This window comes from Serratia sp. BIGb0234 (genome assembly GCF_024809915.1).
Taxonomy (GTDB): Bacteria; Pseudomonadota; Gammaproteobacteria; order Enterobacterales; family Enterobacteriaceae; genus Serratia; species Serratia liquefaciens.
Genome location: NZ_JANUEI010000002.1, coordinates 1,178,092 through 1,194,890 on the forward strand (window position 1 = coordinate 1,178,092; position 16,799 = coordinate 1,194,890).

Sequence of the window (16,799 nt, forward strand, 5' to 3'; positions counted from 1 at the left end):
AACTGAAATGGCACTGCTGATTACCAAAAAATGCATCAACTGCGACATGTGCGAACCGGAATGCCCAAATCAGGCCATTTCGATGGGCGATGATATCTACCAGATCGATACCGATCGCTGTACCGAATGCGTCGGTCATTACGATATCCCAACCTGCCAGCAGGTGTGTCCGATCGACAACACCATTATCGTCAATCCAGAGCACCGCGAAACCAACGAACAGCTGTGGGACAAATTTGTGGTGCTGCATCATGCCGATCGGCTGTGACACAGAAATTCAGATCGACAAGGGCGCCAACAGGCGCCCTTTTTTTAATGGCCGATCGCCGGCTTACCCTTCGATAATCACCGTCGCGCAAGCATAACGGCGTTCATCTGCCAGCGAAACGTGAATGGAGGTCACCCCCATTTGCTGCGCCAGCTCGGCGGCGCGAGCATGCAAGCGGATATTCGGCTTGCCGAGACCGTCGTTGAACACTTCAAACTGATTAAACGCCAATCCGTTTCGTATCCCGGTGCCGAAGGCCTTGGCGGCAGCTTCTTTCACTGCAAAACGCTTGGCGAGAAAGCGCACCGGCTGCTGATGCTGCTGATACACTTCCCATTCGGCATCGCTCAGTACGCGACGCGCCAGGCGATCGCCGCTGCGCTCTACGACCGCTTCGATACGCGCCATTTCAACGATATCGGTGCCCAGCCCCAGCACGGCCATTAGCGGCGCGCTTCACGCATCAGCAGTTTCATATCCGTCACCGCCGCCGGCAGGCCGCACATGACCGCCTGGCCTATAATCGCATGACCGATATTCAGCTCATGCATTTCCGGCAGGGCCGCGATCGGCTGAACGTTATGGTAAGTCAGGCCGTGGCCAGCGTTAACCTTCAGGCCTTTCTCTGCGGCGTAGGTGGCGGCAACGGCGATACGATGCAGCTCGGCTTTGACCGCAAGTTCGCCTTCAGCTTCCGCATAGGCGCCGGTATGAATTTCAATGTAAGGGGCGCCCACCGCGACCGCTGCATCAATTTGGCGATGATCGGGATCGATAAACAGCGAAACCAGAATACCGGCCTGCGCCAAGCGTTCAACGGCGATGGCCATTTTGTCCTGCTGCCCGGCAACGTCCAGCCCACCTTCGGTCGTCACTTCTTCGCGCTTTTCCGGTACCAGACAGCAAAAGTGCGGTTTCAGCTCAACGGCGATATCCACCATTTCATCGGTCACGGCCATTTCCAGATTCATGCGCGTCTGGATGGTCTGGCGCAAAATGCGAACATCGCGATCGGTGATATGACGACGGTCTTCGCGCAGGTGCACCGTGATCCCGTCAGCCCCTGCTTGCTCGGCAATAAATGCCGCCTGAACCGGATCCGGATATTGGGTTCCGCGCGCGTTACGTAACGTGGCGATGTGATCGATATTGACGCCCAGCAGCAAATCAGCCATGACAACCCTCTAAAAAACGATTTTCAGTAGCGGTAGTTTACACGCGGGTGCAGTAGCGCAAAAGGAGAAAAGGTCAGGCGTCGTCGACCGGCGTATCCGGCTGTTTACGGACAAACTGACGGAACAGCTCACGGCTCTTGAGCGGCTTACCGCCCAGGTAGGGTTTAAGCGCCATACGGGTAAAACGCTTGGCGGCACGCAAGGTTTGCACATCAGGGAACTGACGCTCCGCCAGCGCGCGTAATTCGCGGCCGGTAAAGCTGTAGTGATCCACCACCAGGCTGGCGATAAAGCCTTTTTCCTCACGGTAGCGGTAGGTCATACCATCATCGACCGGCAGACCGCTGCCGGCGCAGTGCAGGAAGTCCAGACCGTAACCCAGGTGATTCAGCAAGGCCAATTCGAACTGGCGCAGTGCCTGCTCCGGCGAAACGTCTTCTGCCGCCAGCGCCTGCAAACATTGCAGATAGTCGAAGAACAATACCGAGTAATTGGCTTCCTGCTCAAGCACCCGTGACAGCAGCTCATTCACGTAGAGGCCGCTGTACAGCATCATGCCGCTGAGAGGTAAACCTAGGGACACCGCTTCGGCGTTACGCAGCGTTTTGACTTCGCCACGACCGCCCCAGCGGACTAACAGAGGGGTAAAGGGCTGCAGACAACCCTTCAGATTAGAACGACGGCTGCGCGCGCCTTTTGCCAGCAAGCGCACCCGTCCATGACCTTCCGTAAACATATCCAGCATCAGGCTGGTTTCACTGTACGGGCGTCCATGCAGGACGAAAGCGCGCTCCCAGCCGTCCATTGGAGAGGTTATTTCAGATCGTCGGTATAGCCCAGGCTACGCAACGCACGTTCGTCGTCCGCCCAGCCCGATTTCACTTTCACCCACAGTTCCAGATGCACTTTGGTTTCAAACATCTGTTCCATGTCCTGACGGGCTTCGATACCGATGGTTTTGATCTTCGCACCTTTGTTGCCGATGACCATTTTCTTCTGGCCTTCGCGCTCAACCAGGATCAGACCGTGCACGTTGTAACCACCGCGCTCGTTCGGCACAAACTGTTCGATCTCAACCGTCACCGAGTAAGGCAACTCTTCACCCAGGAAACGCATCAGCTTTTCACGGATGATTTCCGACGCCATAAAGCGCTGGGAACGGTCGGTGATGTAATCGTCCGGGAAGTGGTGTTCCGCTTCCGGCAATACCTTGCGCGCGATAGCGGCGATGGTATCGACATTCATGCCTTTCTCCGCAGAGATTGGCACCACATCGAGGAAGTTCATCTGTTGGCTGAGGAACGCAATGTGCGGCAACAGCTTGGACTTGTCGGTGACGTTGTCGACCTTGTTGATCGCCAGCACAACCGGGCATTTCAGGCTGCGCAGTTTGTTGACCACCATTTCATCGTCGGCGGTCCAGTTAGTACCTTCAACTACGAAGATCACCAGCTCGACGTCGCCGATTGAGCTGCTGGCGGCGCGGTTCATCAAACGGTTGATGGCGCGCTTTTCTTCGATGTGCAGACCCGGGGTATCGACGTAAATGGCCTGATAGGCGCCATCGGTGTCGATACCCATAATGCGGTGACGGGTCGTCTGCGGTTTACGCGAGGTGATGGAGACTTTTTGCCCCAGCAGTTGGTTCAGCAACGTGGATTTGCCCACGTTGGGACGACCGACTATCGCAATAAAACCACAGTATTGTTTTACTTCGCTCATTCAAGCTCCAGATTTTTCAGCGCTTGTTCCGCTGCCGCCTGCTCGGCTTTACGACGGCTTGAGCCGGTACCCATCACGGGTTCGCTCAAACCACTCACCTGACAGTGGATAGTAAACTCCTGATCGTGCGCCTCACCGCGAACCTGCACCACCAGATAAGAAGGTAATGGCAGATGACGACCTTGCAAAAACTCCTGTAAACGGGTTTTGGGGTCTTTCTGCTTATCACCGGGGCTGATTTCGTCCAACCGGCTGCGATACCAGTCCAAAATCAGTCGTTCAACAGTTTGAATATCGCTATCCAGGAACACGCCGCCAATTAAAGCTTCCACCGTATCCGCCAGGATTGATTCGCGGCGGAATCCACCACTTTTCAACTCACCCGGCCCGAGGCGAAGACACTCGCCCAGATCGAACTCGCGCCCCATCTCCGCCAGCGTATTGCCACGCACCAGCGTGGCACGCATGCGGCTCATATCGCCCTCGTCTACGCGAGGAAAACGATGATAGAGCGCATTGGCGATGACAAAACTAAGAATAGAGTCACCCAGAAACTCAAGACGTTCATTGTGTTTACTGCTGGCGCTACGGTGAGTTAACGCTTGCAGCAAGAGCTCCTGCTGTTGAAAAGTGTAGCCCAGCTTCCGCTGTAGCCTATTTATTACGATGGGGTTCATGAGTTACCAATAGATCAAGAATGCGTCAAAAACTTGCAGCATACGGAACAGGCCTGCTTCGCCGAAAGCCAATCCAAAGCTGTTTCGTTTGCAGTGGCTCCCAACAGGGAGCCAACTTTTTATCGCTCGAGCCGGTATTCTACAACGAGTGGAAATATAATGCTGCGTTTATAGACGCCTGATTAATGAATTCCACCGATGCGGCTAAATCTTACGCCGGTAGGCCATTCGCCTTCCTGCTTTTCAAAACTCATCCAGATAGCCGTGGCTTTACCCACCAGATTTTTCTCCGGTACGAAGCCCCAGTAACGGCTGTCGGCGCTGTTGTCGCGGTTATCACCCATCATGAAGTAATGACCCGCCGGCACAACCCATTCCGCCAACTGTTTACCCGGCTGCTGGTAGTAAGCGCCCACCTGATCCTGCGTGCCCGGCACGGTCAGAATATGGTGAGAAACCGAGCCCAGCGTCTCCTGGCGTTCACGCAGACGGATACCGCCCTGCGGCACGTTGTCGCTCAGCGGGATCTGGTAAAAGCCATTGCTGGCTTCGCCCATACCGCTGCGGCTGAACAATTGAACAAAGTCGCTTGGCTGCGCATCGTTGTAAGTCACCGCTAACGCGGTATCGCATGACTGACCGCTATTACAGGATGGCTGAACGGTTACGCGCTTATTGACCGGATCGTAACTTACACGGTCGCCCGGCAGGCCGACTACGCGCTTGATATAATCCAATTTAGGATCCAACGGATATTTAAATACCGCAATATCACCGCGTTTCGGATGGCCGGTTTCAATTAGCGTGGTCTGGGTAATAGGATCTTTAATGCCGTAGGCATATTTCTCCACCAGAATAAAATCGCCAATCAACAACGTCGGCATCATCGAACCGGACGGGATCTGGAAAGGTTCGTAAATAAACGAACGCACCACAAAGACCAGCAGCAACACCGGGAACACCGACGCGCCGGTTTCAATCCAACCCGGCTGCTTCGCCACTTTCGCCAGCGTTTTGTCGTCCACGGCACCCGCAGTCTGCGCATTCACCGCCGCAATTTTGGCGCGGCGGGCAGGCGCCCATTTAAAGCGCTCAAAGGCCCAAATGATCCCGGTGACCAACGTTGCCAGCGCCAGGATCAGGGCAAACATATTCGCCATGCAAACTCCCTAATTACGCGAACTAATCGCTCTTACTTACTGTCTTTGCCAACGTGCAGAATGGCCAGGAACGCTTCTTGCGGCAACTCTACGTTACCGACCTGCTTCATACGTTTCTTACCGTCTTTCTGTTTCTGCAACAGCTTCTTCTTACGGCTAACGTCGCCGCCGTAGCATTTTGCCAGAACGTTTTTACGCAGCTGCTTCACCGTGGAGCGCGCGATGATATGGGTGCCGATCGCCGCCTGAATGGCGATGTCGAACTGCTGACGAGGGATCAGCTCTTTCATCTTCTCCACCAGCTCGCGGCCACGGTATTGCGCATTGTCGCGGTGGGTAATCAGCGCCAGCGCATCCACACGCTCGTTGTTGATCAGCACGTCGACACGCACCATGTCAGAGGTCTGGAAGCGCTTGAAGTTGTAATCCAGCGACGCATAACCGCGTGACGTAGACTTCAGGCGGTCGAAGAAGTCGAGTACCACTTCCGCCATCGGGATTTCGTAAGTCAGCGCAACCTGATTGCCGTGATAAACCATGTTGGTTTGCACGCCGCGTTTTTCGATACACAGCGTGATGACGTTACCCAGGAATTCCTGCGGCATCAGCATGTGACACTCGGCGATCGGCTCACGCAACTCTTCGATATTGTTCAGAGGCGGCAGCTTGGACGGGCTATCAACGTAAATCGTCTCTTTGCTGGTAGTTTCCACTTCATACACTACCGTCGGTGCGGTGGTGATCAGCTCCAGATCGTATTCACGCTCCAGACGTTCCTGGATGATCTCCATGTGCAGCAGGCCGAGGAAGCCACAACGGAAGCCGAAGCCCAGCGCGGTGGAGCTCTCTGGCTCATAGAACAGGGAGGCGTCGTTCAGGCTCAGCTTGCCCAACGCATCGCGGAAGGACTCATAGTCGTCGGAGCTGATCGGGAACAGGCCTGCATAAACCTGCGGCTTCACTTTTTTGAAGCCCGGCAAGGCCTTGTCCGCCGGCTGGCGCGCCAACGTCAGGGTATCACCCACCGGCGCACCGAGGATGTCTTTGATTGCACAGACCAACCAGCCTACTTCGCCACAGTTCAACACGTCGCGATCGACACGCTTCGGCGTGAAGATACCCAGACGATCGGCGTTGTAGGTTTGGCCGGTGCTCATGACTTTAATCTTGTCGCCCTTGCGCATGGTGCCGTTTTTAACGCGCACCAGGGAAACTACGCCCAGGTAGTTATCGAACCAGGAGTCGATGATCAGGGCCTGCAGTGGCGCATCCGGATCGCCTTGCGGCCCCGGGATATCGCGCACCAGACGTTCGAGCACTTCCGGCACGCCAACACCGGTTTTGGCGGAACAACGCACCGCGTCGGTCGCGTCGATGCCTACGATATCTTCAATTTCCTGCGCGGCGCGGTCAGGATCGGCAGCCGGCAAGTCAATTTTGTTCAGTACCGGCACCACTTCCAGATCCATATCCAGCGCGGTGTAACAGTTAGCCAGAGTCTGAGCTTCTACGCCCTGCCCGGCATCGACCACCAGCAGCGCGCCCTCACAGGCGGCCAGTGAGCGCGAAACTTCGTAAGAGAAGTCAACGTGCCCTGGGGTGTCGATAAAGTTGAGCTGATAGGTTTGACCGTCCTGCGCCTTATAATCCAGCGTAACGCTCTGCGCTTTGATGGTAATACCGCGCTCGCGCTCCAGATCCATAGAATCGAGCACCTGCGCGGCCATTTCACGTTCGGTCAAGCCACCGCAAATTTGAATGATGCGGTCGGACAGCGTCGACTTACCGTGGTCAATGTGGGCAATAATGGAGAAATTTCGTATATGCTTCATTATAAAAGTTTTTCTGCCTTGGTATTTCTGAATTACTCGCCTATAGAAACCCGCATGGACCTAAAGCGACAGTGAATGGGTTCGGCCGTCTTGCGCCTGAATCGCTGCATTCTACATGTCACAACACTGAAAACCTAGCGATCGGTGCAGTGAAGGCATTCTATTATGTGCACTTTAATGTTACAGAGCGCCCCGGGTTATGAAAGCCGATGTTAACAAAACTCAGCGTGCTCACAACACCGAGTTGCAACAGCCGTTGCCCTCCGCATTTCTTTCTCCGCCATCGGCGGGATCCGGCAGTAATACATAACCGCCAATAACGCAATAAACCCTCTCCGAGTTATTGATTAAATAATATCTGGATCAATATCTTAGAATTGCAGTCTCCCCCTTCGGCTTTAGGAAAAACCCCATATACGCCTCCCGGTAGCTTCTATAGAAATGAAGGTGAACACCGTGACAAAACATAATTCAGGGCACTACATCGGCATGCCCACCGGGGTTCACCAGCATATCTCTACGTATTGATTGGAAGGTGCAAAATGATCGATAAAGGGCAAATGCTGAGCCGGCACGATTTTTCTAAGGTCAATTGGGGCATTCTGACGGCAGCGGCGCTGCTGTTAACCATTGGTGCGGCGCTGCTGTTGCTGCCGCTGCTGAGCAATATGGATGAAAATGCAATACTGACCCTACTGCAAACCGGCGCAGCCACTATTGTACTCGGCTGTATTCTTCTGGCGCTACGCCACTATCTGCGGCCAGCGGTGACTTACCGTCTGTACGAACATGGCGTTAGGGTGATAAACCAACATAGTCACAAAGAACGCTTTATCCCCTTTGAAAAAATTGGGGATATTTATCGTTTTCGCGGCGGGCGCCTGTTTGGCGGGCTATTCGACGTAATGGCATTTCGTGCCTCGGCTGAACACCCCTGGTACCCGGTGTTCAGCAACCTGTCTCACTCCTGGCGGCTGGCGGATACCATTATTAATCAGCAGATCCAGCAACGTGGGCCGCTGGCGCTGAATGCGTTGTATCAGGGGGAAGTGCTGTCGTTTCACTATCTCAGCTGCGGAGCTCGCTGGCTGAATCATTTATTGCCCGGAAACCGACAAGGAAAACAGGTTCAAACGCTACAGTTGAGCGCAACTGCGGTTATCACGGCACAAGGATCAATCCCGATTGAACAGATCCGTGAACTCGAGAATAATCCACGACGTGGCACCATTCGACTGCTGGATAACCAGGGGAATGCGTTGTTTACGATAGGGTATTTTTCGCTGCTCAGCGCAGACCTGTTTGTCGCACTGTTAGAGCATATGATCTACAGCCGCATCCCCGCCTACCATAACCGGCGGTGACGCGGCCGAAGTTTTAACGCAGAGGTTCGTTTTCCGTCTGCAGGCGCATGGCCCCAGGCGGTAAACCAATTTGCAAAACGACAGGTTGGTAATTGGCTTGCTCGCCGAGACGATGAGCCAGACCACGCGCCAGAATAAAAGCCAGGCCACCGCCAAGCAATGCACCGAGCGCGGCAGAAGCGTCAGTACCCAGCCAGTATTGCAACAGGCTGCCACCCAGCATCATTCCCACCAGCGGCGTCAGATAAACCAGCATCGCAGAACGCAGCAAGCTGCCTTCTGCAATGCCTACTTCGACGCGTTGACCCGGCTCGAGCGGCTGCTCAATGCGTACCTGCAGTTGGTGTTCGGTTTCCGGCACCAATTCGTTTAACGCGCGCGCACCGCATCCAGAGCGAGCAGTGCAGCTGCCGCATCCGGCTTTCGGCTCACAACGCAACAGCGCCACGCCCTGTTGCCACGAAACGACCGTGGCCCACTCTTTCATCATTGTGGTGATACCTTGAAGGAAATACTGTCTGCAATACGTTTGGCCGTTGCCGGCGGTAATTCGCCAACAATGGTAATTTCATTACCGTTACGCACTTCGGTTTGAATCGTGCGTCGACCCTGACGATAATACTGCTGGCCCGCACCGCTGCCCGCAGGGCTGATATTGACCGAGAAGCTGAATAAACCATCGCTGTAAAGCCGTGACTCTACCGGCTCTGTCACATTCGGCAGTTTACGGCGATTACGCGCCACCTCGTCCACCCCAGCCGGTAACCAGCCCGTGCTCCAGCTCAGCTTGATTTTATCTACCGCAGGCAGCGACAGCAATGGTGGCAGGTTAGCTTTGATCAGCCCTTCCATCACGCCCTGCACTTGCGGCCCGACCACGAACGAAATCACCCGATATTGCTCCAGCGTTTCGCCGTCGCGATCGATCAGATCAACCCGCAGTGGCAGCTTGGTATCTTCGTCCATCCAGACTATATAGCTATAGCGCGAGCCATCACGCGCAACCACGCGGATCACTTCGCAGGGACGATCGGAAATACGGGTGCTGCCAACGGAGATGAAATCGTAATATTTCGCCAGGCGGCTGAAATCGGCATAAACAATCGCCGGCAACGCATCGACGATATGATCGCCGGACAGCGTAAAGGGTTCCAAACCGGGTTCGAAATAGCTGATCCCGCCGCCGCGCTGTAACACTTCACGACGTGGACCATCCATATGCAGCAATTGACCGAGCGGCAATTGATCGATCACCGCATGACGATAACGCAGCGATTCAATCCCCTGCTTGCTGATGCTGATATAGGCGAGTTCATAATTGAGCGAACGGCTGGCACTGCTCATCTGTTGCAACAACGCCCCGGACGCAGTGGGCTGCGCCGGGGCGATGCTTGAGTAGAGCAGGCTGCCCGTCAATAGACAGACGGAGAACCAAATTTGCTTCATTACTGCTGTTGCATTCCTAAAGACTGAGTTCCGGGAACCTGAACGGCAGCCTGTTGTGGTGTGCTTTGCTCAAGCTGCAGCTGATCAGAATGCAAACGACGTTGCAACTCATAATCTTGCAGCATAGCGTTAATGCGTTTGCGCTGTTCCTGCACCTGCTGCTGTTGTCCGCTGCCGGTAGAGAAACTGTCTGCCGGCACGCCGAGGCTAACCGGTGACGCCTGCCCCATGATTGGCAGGGTAGTGAACGCTGGTGATTCAGCGGCAGCCGATTGCTCAGCCGGCTGGTTGTACTGCTGAACGCCGACAATCACCGCGAGCGACACGCAGGCCGCCATGCCAATCTGTGTGATCTGGCTGGCCCAAGGACGAACTTTGTCCCAGAACGGCATTTTTTGCCAGGTGTGCGGTTGCGGCTGAGACTCCGGCACGGCAGAAGGAACCAGACGTGCGGGTTCTTTCTCAAGTGCAGCAGCAACACGATCTGCGATATCGAAATGCATGACTTGCCCGATATCACCCCGTAGTGTGTCACGTATCAGGTGATAGCTCTGCCAGCTTTGTTGAAGCGCCCTGTCTTTAGACAATGAACTCAGTAGCTCGCTGTCGAGCGATTCTCCATCCATCAGAGCGGAAAGCTTTTCTTTCTGCATGCCTAAGTACCCTTCCTGTGTCCGCCATTGCTAACGTTGAATCAGCGGTTGAACTTTATTATCGATAGCCTCCCTGGCGCGGAAAATACGCGAACGTACGGTTCCGACCGGGCAATCCATGATGGCCGCTATCTCTTCGTAGCTTAGACCATCCAGCTCCCGCAGGGTAATCGCCATGCGAAGATCCTCAGGGAGAGACTCAATGGTACGGAAAACTATCTGTCTCAGCTCTTCTGACAACATTAAGTTCTCAGGGTTCGAAATTTCTTTCAGTGCACCCGCACTTTCGTAATTTTCTGCGTCGTTGGCATCCACATCGCTGGATGGCGGACGACGGCCCTGAGCAACCAAATAATTCTTTGCCGTGTTCACGGCGATTCGATACAACCAGGTATAGAAAGCGCTATCCCCACGGAATGATTCCAGTGCGCGATAGGCTTTAATAAACGACTCCTGCACCACATCCGGCACATCGCCCTGCGGTACATACCGGGAAACCAGACTCGCAACTTTATGCTGGTAACGAATTACCAGTAAGTTAAACGATTTCTGATCGCCCTTTTGGACCCGCTCAACCAGAACTTGATCCGTTAACTGCTCGCTCATCCGAGGTAAACTCTCCCCAAATCCGTCTCCACGCGTAAAATTGTACTGCCAGCCATACATTATTTTCCTGAGCAAGCACTCGCTTGGAGTTCATACAGAACGCGAAGTTCCGTATTGCCATTGTTTTTTATGTTGATGTCACCCATCCGTGGCTTTTGCCCGGACAATTAGGCTAACATGAATTTCACTCTTCTTCTGCACACATCATACGTTATGCAACCATCATCTGAACATGTTAGCGATGTACTGATCGTCGGCAGCGGTGCTGCGGGCTTGTCACTGGCGTTGCGCCTGGCGCAGCATTGCAAGGTTACCGTACTCAGCAAGGGGCCGCTCAACGAAGGCGCAACATTCTATGCCCAAGGCGGGATCGCCGCGGTTTTCGATGAAACGGACAGTATTGCCTCACACGTTGATGACACTTTAATTGCCGGAGCCGGCCTGTGTGACAGAGACGCCGTTGAGTTTATCGCTGGCAATGCCCGCCACTGCGTGCAGTGGTTGATTGACCAAGGGGTCTTGTTCGACACCGAAGTCAACGCTCAGGGCGAAGAGCATTACCACCTGACGCGGGAGGGGGGGCACAGCCACCGCCGTATCCTGCATGCCGCTGATGCTACAGGTAAAGAAGTAGAGACCACACTGGTAGGGAAAGCAAGCGCCCACCCCAATATTTGCGTGATGGAACGCCGCAATGCGGTCGATCTGATCACCTCCAACAAAATCGGCCTGCCGGGCACCCGCAGAGTCGTCGGCGCCTACGTCTGGAACCGCGAGCTGGAGCAGGTAGAAACCTATCGTGCCAAAACGGTGGTGCTGGCAACCGGTGGTGCCGCCAAGGTGTATCAATACACCACCAACCCTGATATCTCTTCCGGAGATGGCATCGCCATGGCCTGGCGCGCAGGATGCCGGGTCGCCAACCTCGAATTTAACCAGTTTCACCCGACCTGCCTGTTCCACCCGCAGGCACGTAACTTCCTGCTGACCGAAGCCTTGCGCGGTGAAGGGGCTTATCTGAAGCGCCCGGACGGCAGCCGCTTTATGCCCGATTTTGACCCACGGGGCGAACTGGCACCACGCGATGTCGTTGCCCGCGCCATCGACCACGAAATGAAGCGCCTGGGTGCGGACTGCATGTATCTGGATATCAGCCATAAACCGGCTGAATTCATTACTCAGCATTTCCCAATGATCCATGAAAAACTGCTGACGCTGGGTTTCGATCTGACTACGCAACCTATCCCTATCGTACCCGCCGCGCACTACACCTGCGGCGGCGTAATGGTCGATCAGCATGGCCGTACCGATCTGGATGGGCTGTATGCCATTGGCGAAGTCAGCTATACCGGCCTGCATGGCGCCAACCGCATGGCGTCCAACTCGCTGTTGGAGTGCTTGGTTTACGGCTGGTCAGCGGCAGAAGACATCAAGATGCGTCTGCCGTTTATCAAGTTGGCGAAACAGCTGCCGCAATGGGATGAGAGCCGGGTGGATGACGCGGATGAACGAGTGGTCATTCAGCACAACTGGCATGAGTTGCGGCTATTTATGTGGGACTACGTGGGTATTGTGCGCACCACCAAACGGTTGGAGCGTGCACTGCGCCGCATCAATACGCTGCAGGCGGAAATTGATGAGTACTACGCCAACTTCCGTATCTCCAACAATTTGCTGGAGCTGCGAAATCTGGTGCAGGTGGCGGAATTGATCGTACGCAGCGCCATGGCGCGTAAGGAAAGCCGTGGGTTGCACTTTACGCTGGACTATCCGGATATGCTGCCGGAAGCGCTGCCGACCATACTGCAACCCTAGCAGCAACACCGCAAGGGCGCCCACTGTGGTGCCCTTTTCATTTCAATAGAACAAGTAGAAATCGGTAATCAAACGGCGGAACGCCTCGGTGTAACTGCCATCAGCCAGCTTGATCGCCAGGCTTTGCGCCGCTTTTTCTTCCGTCGGTTGACGGGTCAGAGCCAGCAGCACCCGATGCAACGGCGTATCAGCACGATCGCTGACGTTCAGCCGTTGCGCAGTATGCCATCCACGGCGTTGTGCATTACTTTCAAAGGCCTCACCAATATCATGCGGCAGCACTACGCAAAAATTCCCCTGTGGGGCAATCAACCGTTCCGCGCTTTCCAACAAAGCATCGTGGGTAAGCGTTTCAGTATAACGCGCGTTGTGACGAGCCTGGTCCCGGCAGGCGACAGCCGGCTCAAAATATGGCGGATTGCTGACGATCAGGTCGTATTGGCCGGCATGGTGCTGGGCATAATGATGAATGTCCTGCGCATGCACCCGGATACGCTCAGGCCAAGGCGATTCCTGCACGTTGTCACGCGCCTGCGCGGCGGCAGCCTCGTCCAGCTCCACGGCGTCAATCAGCACGGACTCGGCTGAACGCTGTGCCAACATCAGCGCGATCAGTCCGCTACCGCTACCGATATCCAGCACGCGTTGCGCCTGTGCCAAGGGCGCCCATGCGCCGAGCAGCACGCCATCGGTGCCCACCTTCATTGCACAGCGATCGTGAGCAACAAAAAACTGCTTAAAGGTAAAACCACCGCGACGCGGGGTGAAATTTGCTTTCGATTGAGTACTCACAATAACCACCTGAAGACAAAACTGGCGTAGCATAAGGCAATCTGATTTTTGGGAAAAGAGATGCTTTCCGCTTAAATAGGTGAAGAACGCGGCCAACCCGTCTATAATCGGCGCCCCAAGTAGAGGTAGACCATGACAGTAACCAATTTTTCCGAACTCGAACTCGATGAACGCCTGATAAACGCCCTGCGCGATAAAGGCTACGAACGCCCAACCGCCATTCAAGCCGAGGCGATCCCGCCTGCGATGGATGGGCGCGACGTATTGGGTTCGGCGCCAACCGGCACCGGCAAGACCGCGGCATTTTTGCTGCCGGTATTGCAACATCTGCTCGACTTCCCACGTAAGAAGTCCGGCCCACCGCGCGTACTGATCCTGACTCCGACGCGCGAGCTGGCGATGCAGGTAGCCGATCAGGCTCGTGAACTGGCTGCTCATACTTCGCTGGATATCGCCACCATCACCGGCGGCGTCGCCTATATGAACCACGCGGAAGTCTTCAGTGAAAACCAGGACGTGGTGGTCGCGACCACCGGCCGCCTGCTGCAGTATATTAAAGAAGAAAACTTCGACTGCCGCGCAGTAGAGACGCTGATCCTCGATGAAGCCGACCGCATGCTCGACATGGGCTTCGCGCAGGACATCGAAACCATTTCCGCCGAGACCCGCTGGCGTAACCAGACCCTGCTGTTCTCCGCGACGCTGGAAGGCGATGCCATCCGCGAATTCGCCGAACGCATTCTGAAAGAACCGGTAGAGGTCGAAGCCGATCCGTCACGCCGCGAACGTAAAAAGATCCTGCAATGGTACTACCGCGCCGACGACGTACAGCATAAAACCGCCCTGTTGGTGCACTTGCTGCAGCAACCGGACGTGCAGAAATCCGTTATCTTCGTGCGCAAACGTGAGCGTGTGCATGAGCTGGCCGGCTGGCTGCGCGAGGCAGGCATCAACACCTGTTACCTCGAAGGCGAAATGGTGCAGGCCAAGCGCAACGAAGCGGTAAAACGTATGATGGACGGCCGTGTGAACGTGCTGGTCGCAACCGACGTTGCCGCCCGAGGTCTGGATATCCTGGATATCACCCACGTGTTCAACTTCGACATGCCGCGCACCGCAGATACCTATCTGCACCGTATCGGCCGTACCGGTCGTGCCGGGCGTAAGGGCACCGCAATTTCGCTGGTTGAAGCACACGACCACCTGCTGCTGGGCAAAGTGGGCCGTTATCTGAACGAGCCGCTGAAAGCACGCGTGATCGATGAGCTGCGTCCATCAACCAAAGTGCCAAGCGAAAAGAGCAACGGCAAGCCTTCGAAGAAGGTACTGGCCAAACGCGCGTCAGACAAAGAAAAGAACAAAGAAAAAGCCAAGGTAAAAGTACGTCATCGCGATGCGAAAAACGTAGGCAAACGCCGCCAGCCAAAGGCCAAGCCTGAGGGCAGCGGCGCGAAGTAATACCGCCGCAGTGAATAAAAACCGCCTCCTTTTCCGCAGGCGGTTTTTTTATGCCCCGTTACTGCTGTCCGTATTGCGCCGCCTGTTGATGGGCTTTCAACCAGGCGTTCAGTTGACGATAGCGATCGCGCATTTCTTCATTCTGCAATGCCGTCGGCGTCTGCGATAAATAGAACTGGAAGGCCACGCCTTGCTGATTGCGCGCTTTGGCGTCCGCCCCCGCCTGCAACAGCATCAGCGCCAACTGCGGCGCATTGATTTTTGCCGCCAGGTGCAAAGGCGTATCCCCCAGCCGATCGCTAAGGGTGACATCGGCACCGGACACCAACAGCAGCCGTACTTGCTCCTCACGCCCCGCCAAGACTGCCGCTGCCAGCGGCGTAGCACCGGTCACCGCATTGCGCGGATTCAGCGGCACTCCGTGTGCCAACAGCAATCGAAGATACTGCGGGTCCTGCACCGCAGCGGCAGTATGCAACGCGCTATTGCCATCCAGGCCCGGAGTGGTCGCATCGGCCCCCAACGCCAGCAGCAAGCTTAGGCTTTGCGTTTGCTGCGACAGTATGGCCCATTGCAGCAAAGTGACCTGACGGTCCCCCTGTTCATGCAGGCGCGCCTCAGTTGCCTGTTCGGCAATCCCGTTGGTGTCACCACGCGCCACTGCCTGAGCCAGTGCCAGATTGCTGCGCCCGTTAAACGGAGAAATTTCCTGATTCATCTGTTGTTCCTTAGCCATCATCAGCAAACCGGCGATCGCGATTACCGCCAGCGTGGCGACCATTAACGTCTGCCATAGGCGCCGCCGTTCAGGCATTGGCCTTCGTCTCCCATGGCTTTTGCTCCGCCATCGAGCCGATCACCTTATCAATCCCATGAGCAGTCAGGCTGCGATCCAGGTGTTTGCTCGGGCGCCAGTCGTCAATGCCGCTCAGGGTGTCGTTATTGGCCAGCGTGATTTTATGCCCAATGGCATCCGGGATCAGCGAAGTGGATTCCTGCGTGCCGGTCAGCATGTCGTATTGCTCGCTGTAACGGCGGATACCGCCGGCTTGTGCATCCTGCTTCGCCGCTGCCGGATCGATCCCCATACGATTCAGCGTATAATCGGAAACCCCGGCAGCGTTAAAAGTCACCGCCACCGTGCCCGTTGCCAGCGCTGCCGTAGCCGCCAGACCGCCGCCAAGCGAATGACCGGTGATCACCAGCGCATCACCAAAGGCTGCCTTGGCGCTTTTCGCAAGGGATACCGCCTGATTGTACTGCACATCGTCATAGCCGGTCGCCTGGCGCACGTTGCTCAACCAGTCGCGCATATCATTGGTGCCGGCGAAGGCCAACACATACTGCTGATTATCACTGTAAATCCCGGCCTGAAAACCCGACGCTGCATCTTGCAGACTGGCAGGATCAATGCCAACCCCCAGCAAAGCATCGGCACTCAACCGATTGAACCCCTCGATGCCCTGACTGCCGATGCTGTAAACGTCTTTAGCCAGTAACGCCAGCGTATAGTCCCCCTGCTGTGGCTGCTGACCGCGTGTCACGCCCTGATTCGCCGCCGCCGGCGCTGCTGCCGACAAATCGCTCGCCAGCGTGTTCAGCAGGTTCTGGGCATTCAGGCTATTCTGGGAAAGCGTGGCCGCGGGGGCCTTTGATGCCGAGGGTTCAGTAGGCTGGGAAGGATCCAAACGCTCTGGCAGCGTACGCGTTGCCGGGGGGTGAATCGCCGCAGGGCTGACCGCAGAGGTAAAACTCAAAGACATACTCATGCCGACTCCTTGTCGATAGACTTATCAATGCCGCACCTCATTGGGTGCTGATGTAGCTATCG

Annotated in this window: 17 protein-coding genes and 1 pseudogene; 4 read left to right on the forward strand and 14 right to left on the reverse strand. The window is 55.6% G+C overall.

Annotated elements, in window-relative coordinates; all coding sequences use genetic code 11:
• Positions 1-7: 7 nt before the first annotated feature.
• Positions 8-268 carry a YfhL family 4Fe-4S dicluster ferredoxin gene (locus M2407_RS12465; RefSeq protein ID WP_044554541.1) on the forward strand — a complete coding sequence of 87 codons (261 nt, stop codon included), beginning with the start codon at positions 8-10 and terminating at the stop codon, positions 266-268.
• Between the two features lie 63 nt (positions 269-331).
• On the opposite strand, the gene acpS is transcribed toward M2407_RS12465, so the two are convergent.
• From acpS to lepA, 7 genes are all read right to left on the reverse strand, one after another.
• Positions 332-712 (reverse strand): holo-ACP synthase, encoded by a 381-nt coding sequence (gene acpS, locus M2407_RS12470; RefSeq protein ID WP_020828251.1) that lies wholly within the window; start codon positions 710-712, stop codon positions 332-334.
• On the reverse strand, positions 712-1,443 hold the full coding sequence (gene pdxJ, locus M2407_RS12475; protein ID WP_020828252.1) for a pyridoxine 5'-phosphate synthase: 732 nt from the start codon (positions 1,441-1,443) through the stop codon (positions 712-714). The genes acpS and pdxJ overlap by 1 nt, the downstream gene beginning before the upstream one ends.
• Before the next feature lie 73 nt (positions 1,444-1,516).
• Positions 1,517-2,248 carry a DNA repair protein RecO gene (gene recO, locus M2407_RS12480; protein ID WP_020828253.1) on the reverse strand — a complete coding sequence of 244 codons (732 nt, stop codon included), beginning with the start codon at positions 2,246-2,248 and terminating at the stop codon, positions 1,517-1,519.
• An 8-nt stretch (positions 2,249-2,256) separates the two neighbouring features.
• On the reverse strand, positions 2,257-3,165 hold the full coding sequence (gene era / locus M2407_RS12485) for a GTPase Era (protein WP_020828254.1): 909 nt from the start codon (positions 3,163-3,165) through the stop codon (positions 2,257-2,259).
• Positions 3,162-3,842, reverse strand: coding sequence for a ribonuclease III (gene rnc, locus M2407_RS12490; protein ID WP_041414862.1), 681 nt, complete (start codon positions 3,840-3,842; stop codon positions 3,162-3,164). The genes era and rnc overlap by 4 nt, the downstream gene beginning before the upstream one ends.
• A gap of 182 nt (positions 3,843-4,024) precedes the next feature.
• On the reverse strand, positions 4,025-5,002 hold the full coding sequence (gene lepB, locus M2407_RS12495; protein WP_128865102.1) for a signal peptidase I: 978 nt from the start codon (positions 5,000-5,002) through the stop codon (positions 4,025-4,027).
• Between the two features lie 32 nt (positions 5,003-5,034).
• Positions 5,035-6,834, reverse strand: a complete 1,800-nt coding sequence (gene lepA / locus M2407_RS12500; protein WP_020828257.1) for a translation elongation factor 4 — start codon at positions 6,832-6,834, stop codon at positions 5,035-5,037.
• Between the two features lie 542 nt (positions 6,835-7,376).
• On the opposite strand from lepA, the pseudogene M2407_RS12505 reads away from it, so the two are divergent.
• A pseudogene (locus M2407_RS12505) lies at positions 7,377-8,215 on the forward strand (hypothetical protein).
• On the opposite strand, the gene rseC reads toward M2407_RS12505, so the two are convergent.
• Genes rseC through rpoE form a run of 4 tightly spaced genes read right to left on the reverse strand, consistent with a single transcriptional unit; the run spans position 8,212 to position 10,903 of the window.
• Positions 8,212-8,688, reverse strand: a complete 477-nt coding sequence (gene rseC, locus M2407_RS12510; protein WP_046372820.1) for a SoxR-reducing system protein RseC — start codon at positions 8,686-8,688, stop codon at positions 8,212-8,214. The pseudogene M2407_RS12505 and the gene rseC overlap by 4 nt on opposite strands.
• A complete protein-coding gene (rseB, locus tag M2407_RS12515) occupies positions 8,685-9,644 on the reverse strand; it encodes a sigma-E factor regulatory protein RseB (RefSeq protein ID WP_020828260.1) in 960 nt (319 codons plus the stop codon). The genes rseC and rseB overlap by 4 nt, the downstream gene beginning before the upstream one ends.
• Complete coding sequence (rseA, locus tag M2407_RS12520) at positions 9,644-10,297, reverse strand: anti-sigma-E factor RseA (protein ID WP_128865105.1); 654 nt, start codon at positions 10,295-10,297, stop codon at positions 9,644-9,646. The genes rseB and rseA overlap by 1 nt, the downstream gene beginning before the upstream one ends.
• 30 nt (positions 10,298-10,327) lie before the next feature.
• Entirely contained in the window at positions 10,328-10,903 is a 576-nt protein-coding gene (rpoE, locus tag M2407_RS12525) for an RNA polymerase sigma factor RpoE (protein WP_012146382.1), read from the reverse strand.
• A gap of 213 nt (positions 10,904-11,116) precedes the next feature.
• Here rpoE and nadB point away from each other — a divergent pair, with 213 nt between their 5' ends.
• Positions 11,117-12,718, forward strand: coding sequence for an L-aspartate oxidase (gene nadB, locus M2407_RS12530; protein WP_020828262.1), 1,602 nt, complete (start codon positions 11,117-11,119; stop codon positions 12,716-12,718).
• A 42-nt stretch (positions 12,719-12,760) separates the two neighbouring features.
• Here nadB and trmN read toward each other — a convergent pair whose 3' ends face one another.
• Positions 12,761-13,543, reverse strand: coding sequence for a tRNA(1)(Val) (adenine(37)-N(6))-methyltransferase TrmN (gene trmN, locus M2407_RS12535; protein ID WP_259218324.1), 783 nt, complete (start codon positions 13,541-13,543; stop codon positions 12,761-12,763).
• A gap of 99 nt (positions 13,544-13,642) precedes the next feature.
• Between trmN and srmB the strand changes: the two genes are divergently transcribed.
• Positions 13,643-14,968 (forward strand): ATP-dependent RNA helicase SrmB, encoded by a 1,326-nt coding sequence (gene srmB, locus M2407_RS12540; protein ID WP_020828264.1) that lies wholly within the window; start codon positions 13,643-13,645, stop codon positions 14,966-14,968.
• A gap of 58 nt (positions 14,969-15,026) precedes the next feature.
• Here the strand turns inward: srmB and M2407_RS12545 are convergent, their stop codons facing one another.
• Both M2407_RS12545 and M2407_RS12550 read right to left on the reverse strand, forming a co-directional pair.
• Entirely contained in the window at positions 15,027-15,782 is a 756-nt protein-coding gene (locus M2407_RS12545) for an ankyrin repeat domain-containing protein (RefSeq protein ID WP_259218326.1), read from the reverse strand.
• Entirely contained in the window at positions 15,775-16,737 is a 963-nt protein-coding gene (locus M2407_RS12550) for a phospholipase (protein WP_259218328.1), read from the reverse strand. Before M2407_RS12550 ends, M2407_RS12545 begins: the two co-directional genes overlap by 8 nt.
• Positions 16,738-16,799 lie beyond the last annotated feature (62 nt).

What these genes read in the sequence shown, in the direction of transcription:
- M2407_RS12465 (WP_044554541.1), top strand. Translation starts at nt 8, where the DNA reads ATGGCACTGCTGATTACCAAAAAATGCATCAACTGCGACATGTGCGAA.
- acpS (WP_020828251.1), bottom strand. Translation starts at nt 712, where the DNA reads ATGGCCGTGCTGGGGCTGGGCACCGATATCGTTGAAATGGCGCGTATC.
- pdxJ (WP_020828252.1), bottom strand. Translation starts at nt 1,443, where the DNA reads ATGGCTGATTTGCTGCTGGGCGTCAATATCGATCACATCGCCACGTTA.
- recO (WP_020828253.1), bottom strand. Translation starts at nt 2,248, where the DNA reads ATGGACGGCTGGGAGCGCGCTTTCGTCCTGCATGGACGCCCGTACAGT.
- era (WP_020828254.1), bottom strand. Translation starts at nt 3,165, where the DNA reads ATGAGCGAAGTAAAACAATACTGTGGTTTTATTGCGATAGTCGGTCGT.
- rnc (WP_041414862.1), bottom strand. Translation starts at nt 3,842, where the DNA reads ATGAACCCCATCGTAATAAATAGGCTACAGCGGAAGCTGGGCTACACT.
- lepB (WP_128865102.1), bottom strand. Translation starts at nt 5,002, where the DNA reads ATGGCGAATATGTTTGCCCTGATCCTGGCGCTGGCAACGTTGGTCACC.
- lepA (WP_020828257.1), bottom strand. Translation starts at nt 6,834, where the DNA reads ATGAAGCATATACGAAATTTCTCCATTATTGCCCACATTGACCACGGT.
- rseC (WP_046372820.1), bottom strand. Translation starts at nt 8,688, where the DNA reads ATGATGAAAGAGTGGGCCACGGTCGTTTCGTGGCAACAGGGCGTGGCG.
- rseB (WP_020828260.1), bottom strand. Translation starts at nt 9,644, where the DNA reads ATGAAGCAAATTTGGTTCTCCGTCTGTCTATTGACGGGCAGCCTGCTC.
- rseA (WP_128865105.1), bottom strand. Translation starts at nt 10,297, where the DNA reads ATGCAGAAAGAAAAGCTTTCCGCTCTGATGGATGGAGAATCGCTCGAC.
- rpoE (WP_012146382.1), bottom strand. Translation starts at nt 10,903, where the DNA reads ATGAGCGAGCAGTTAACGGATCAAGTTCTGGTTGAGCGGGTCCAAAAG.
- nadB (WP_020828262.1), top strand. Translation starts at nt 11,117, where the DNA reads ATGCAACCATCATCTGAACATGTTAGCGATGTACTGATCGTCGGCAGC.
- trmN (WP_259218324.1), bottom strand. Translation starts at nt 13,543, where the DNA reads ATGCTACGCCAGTTTTGTCTTCAGGTGGTTATTGTGAGTACTCAATCG.
- srmB (WP_020828264.1), top strand. Translation starts at nt 13,643, where the DNA reads ATGACAGTAACCAATTTTTCCGAACTCGAACTCGATGAACGCCTGATA.
- M2407_RS12545 (WP_259218326.1), bottom strand. Translation starts at nt 15,782, where the DNA reads ATGCCTGAACGGCGGCGCCTATGGCAGACGTTAATGGTCGCCACGCTG.
- M2407_RS12550 (WP_259218328.1), bottom strand. Translation starts at nt 16,737, where the DNA reads ATGAGTATGTCTTTGAGTTTTACCTCTGCGGTCAGCCCTGCGGCGATT.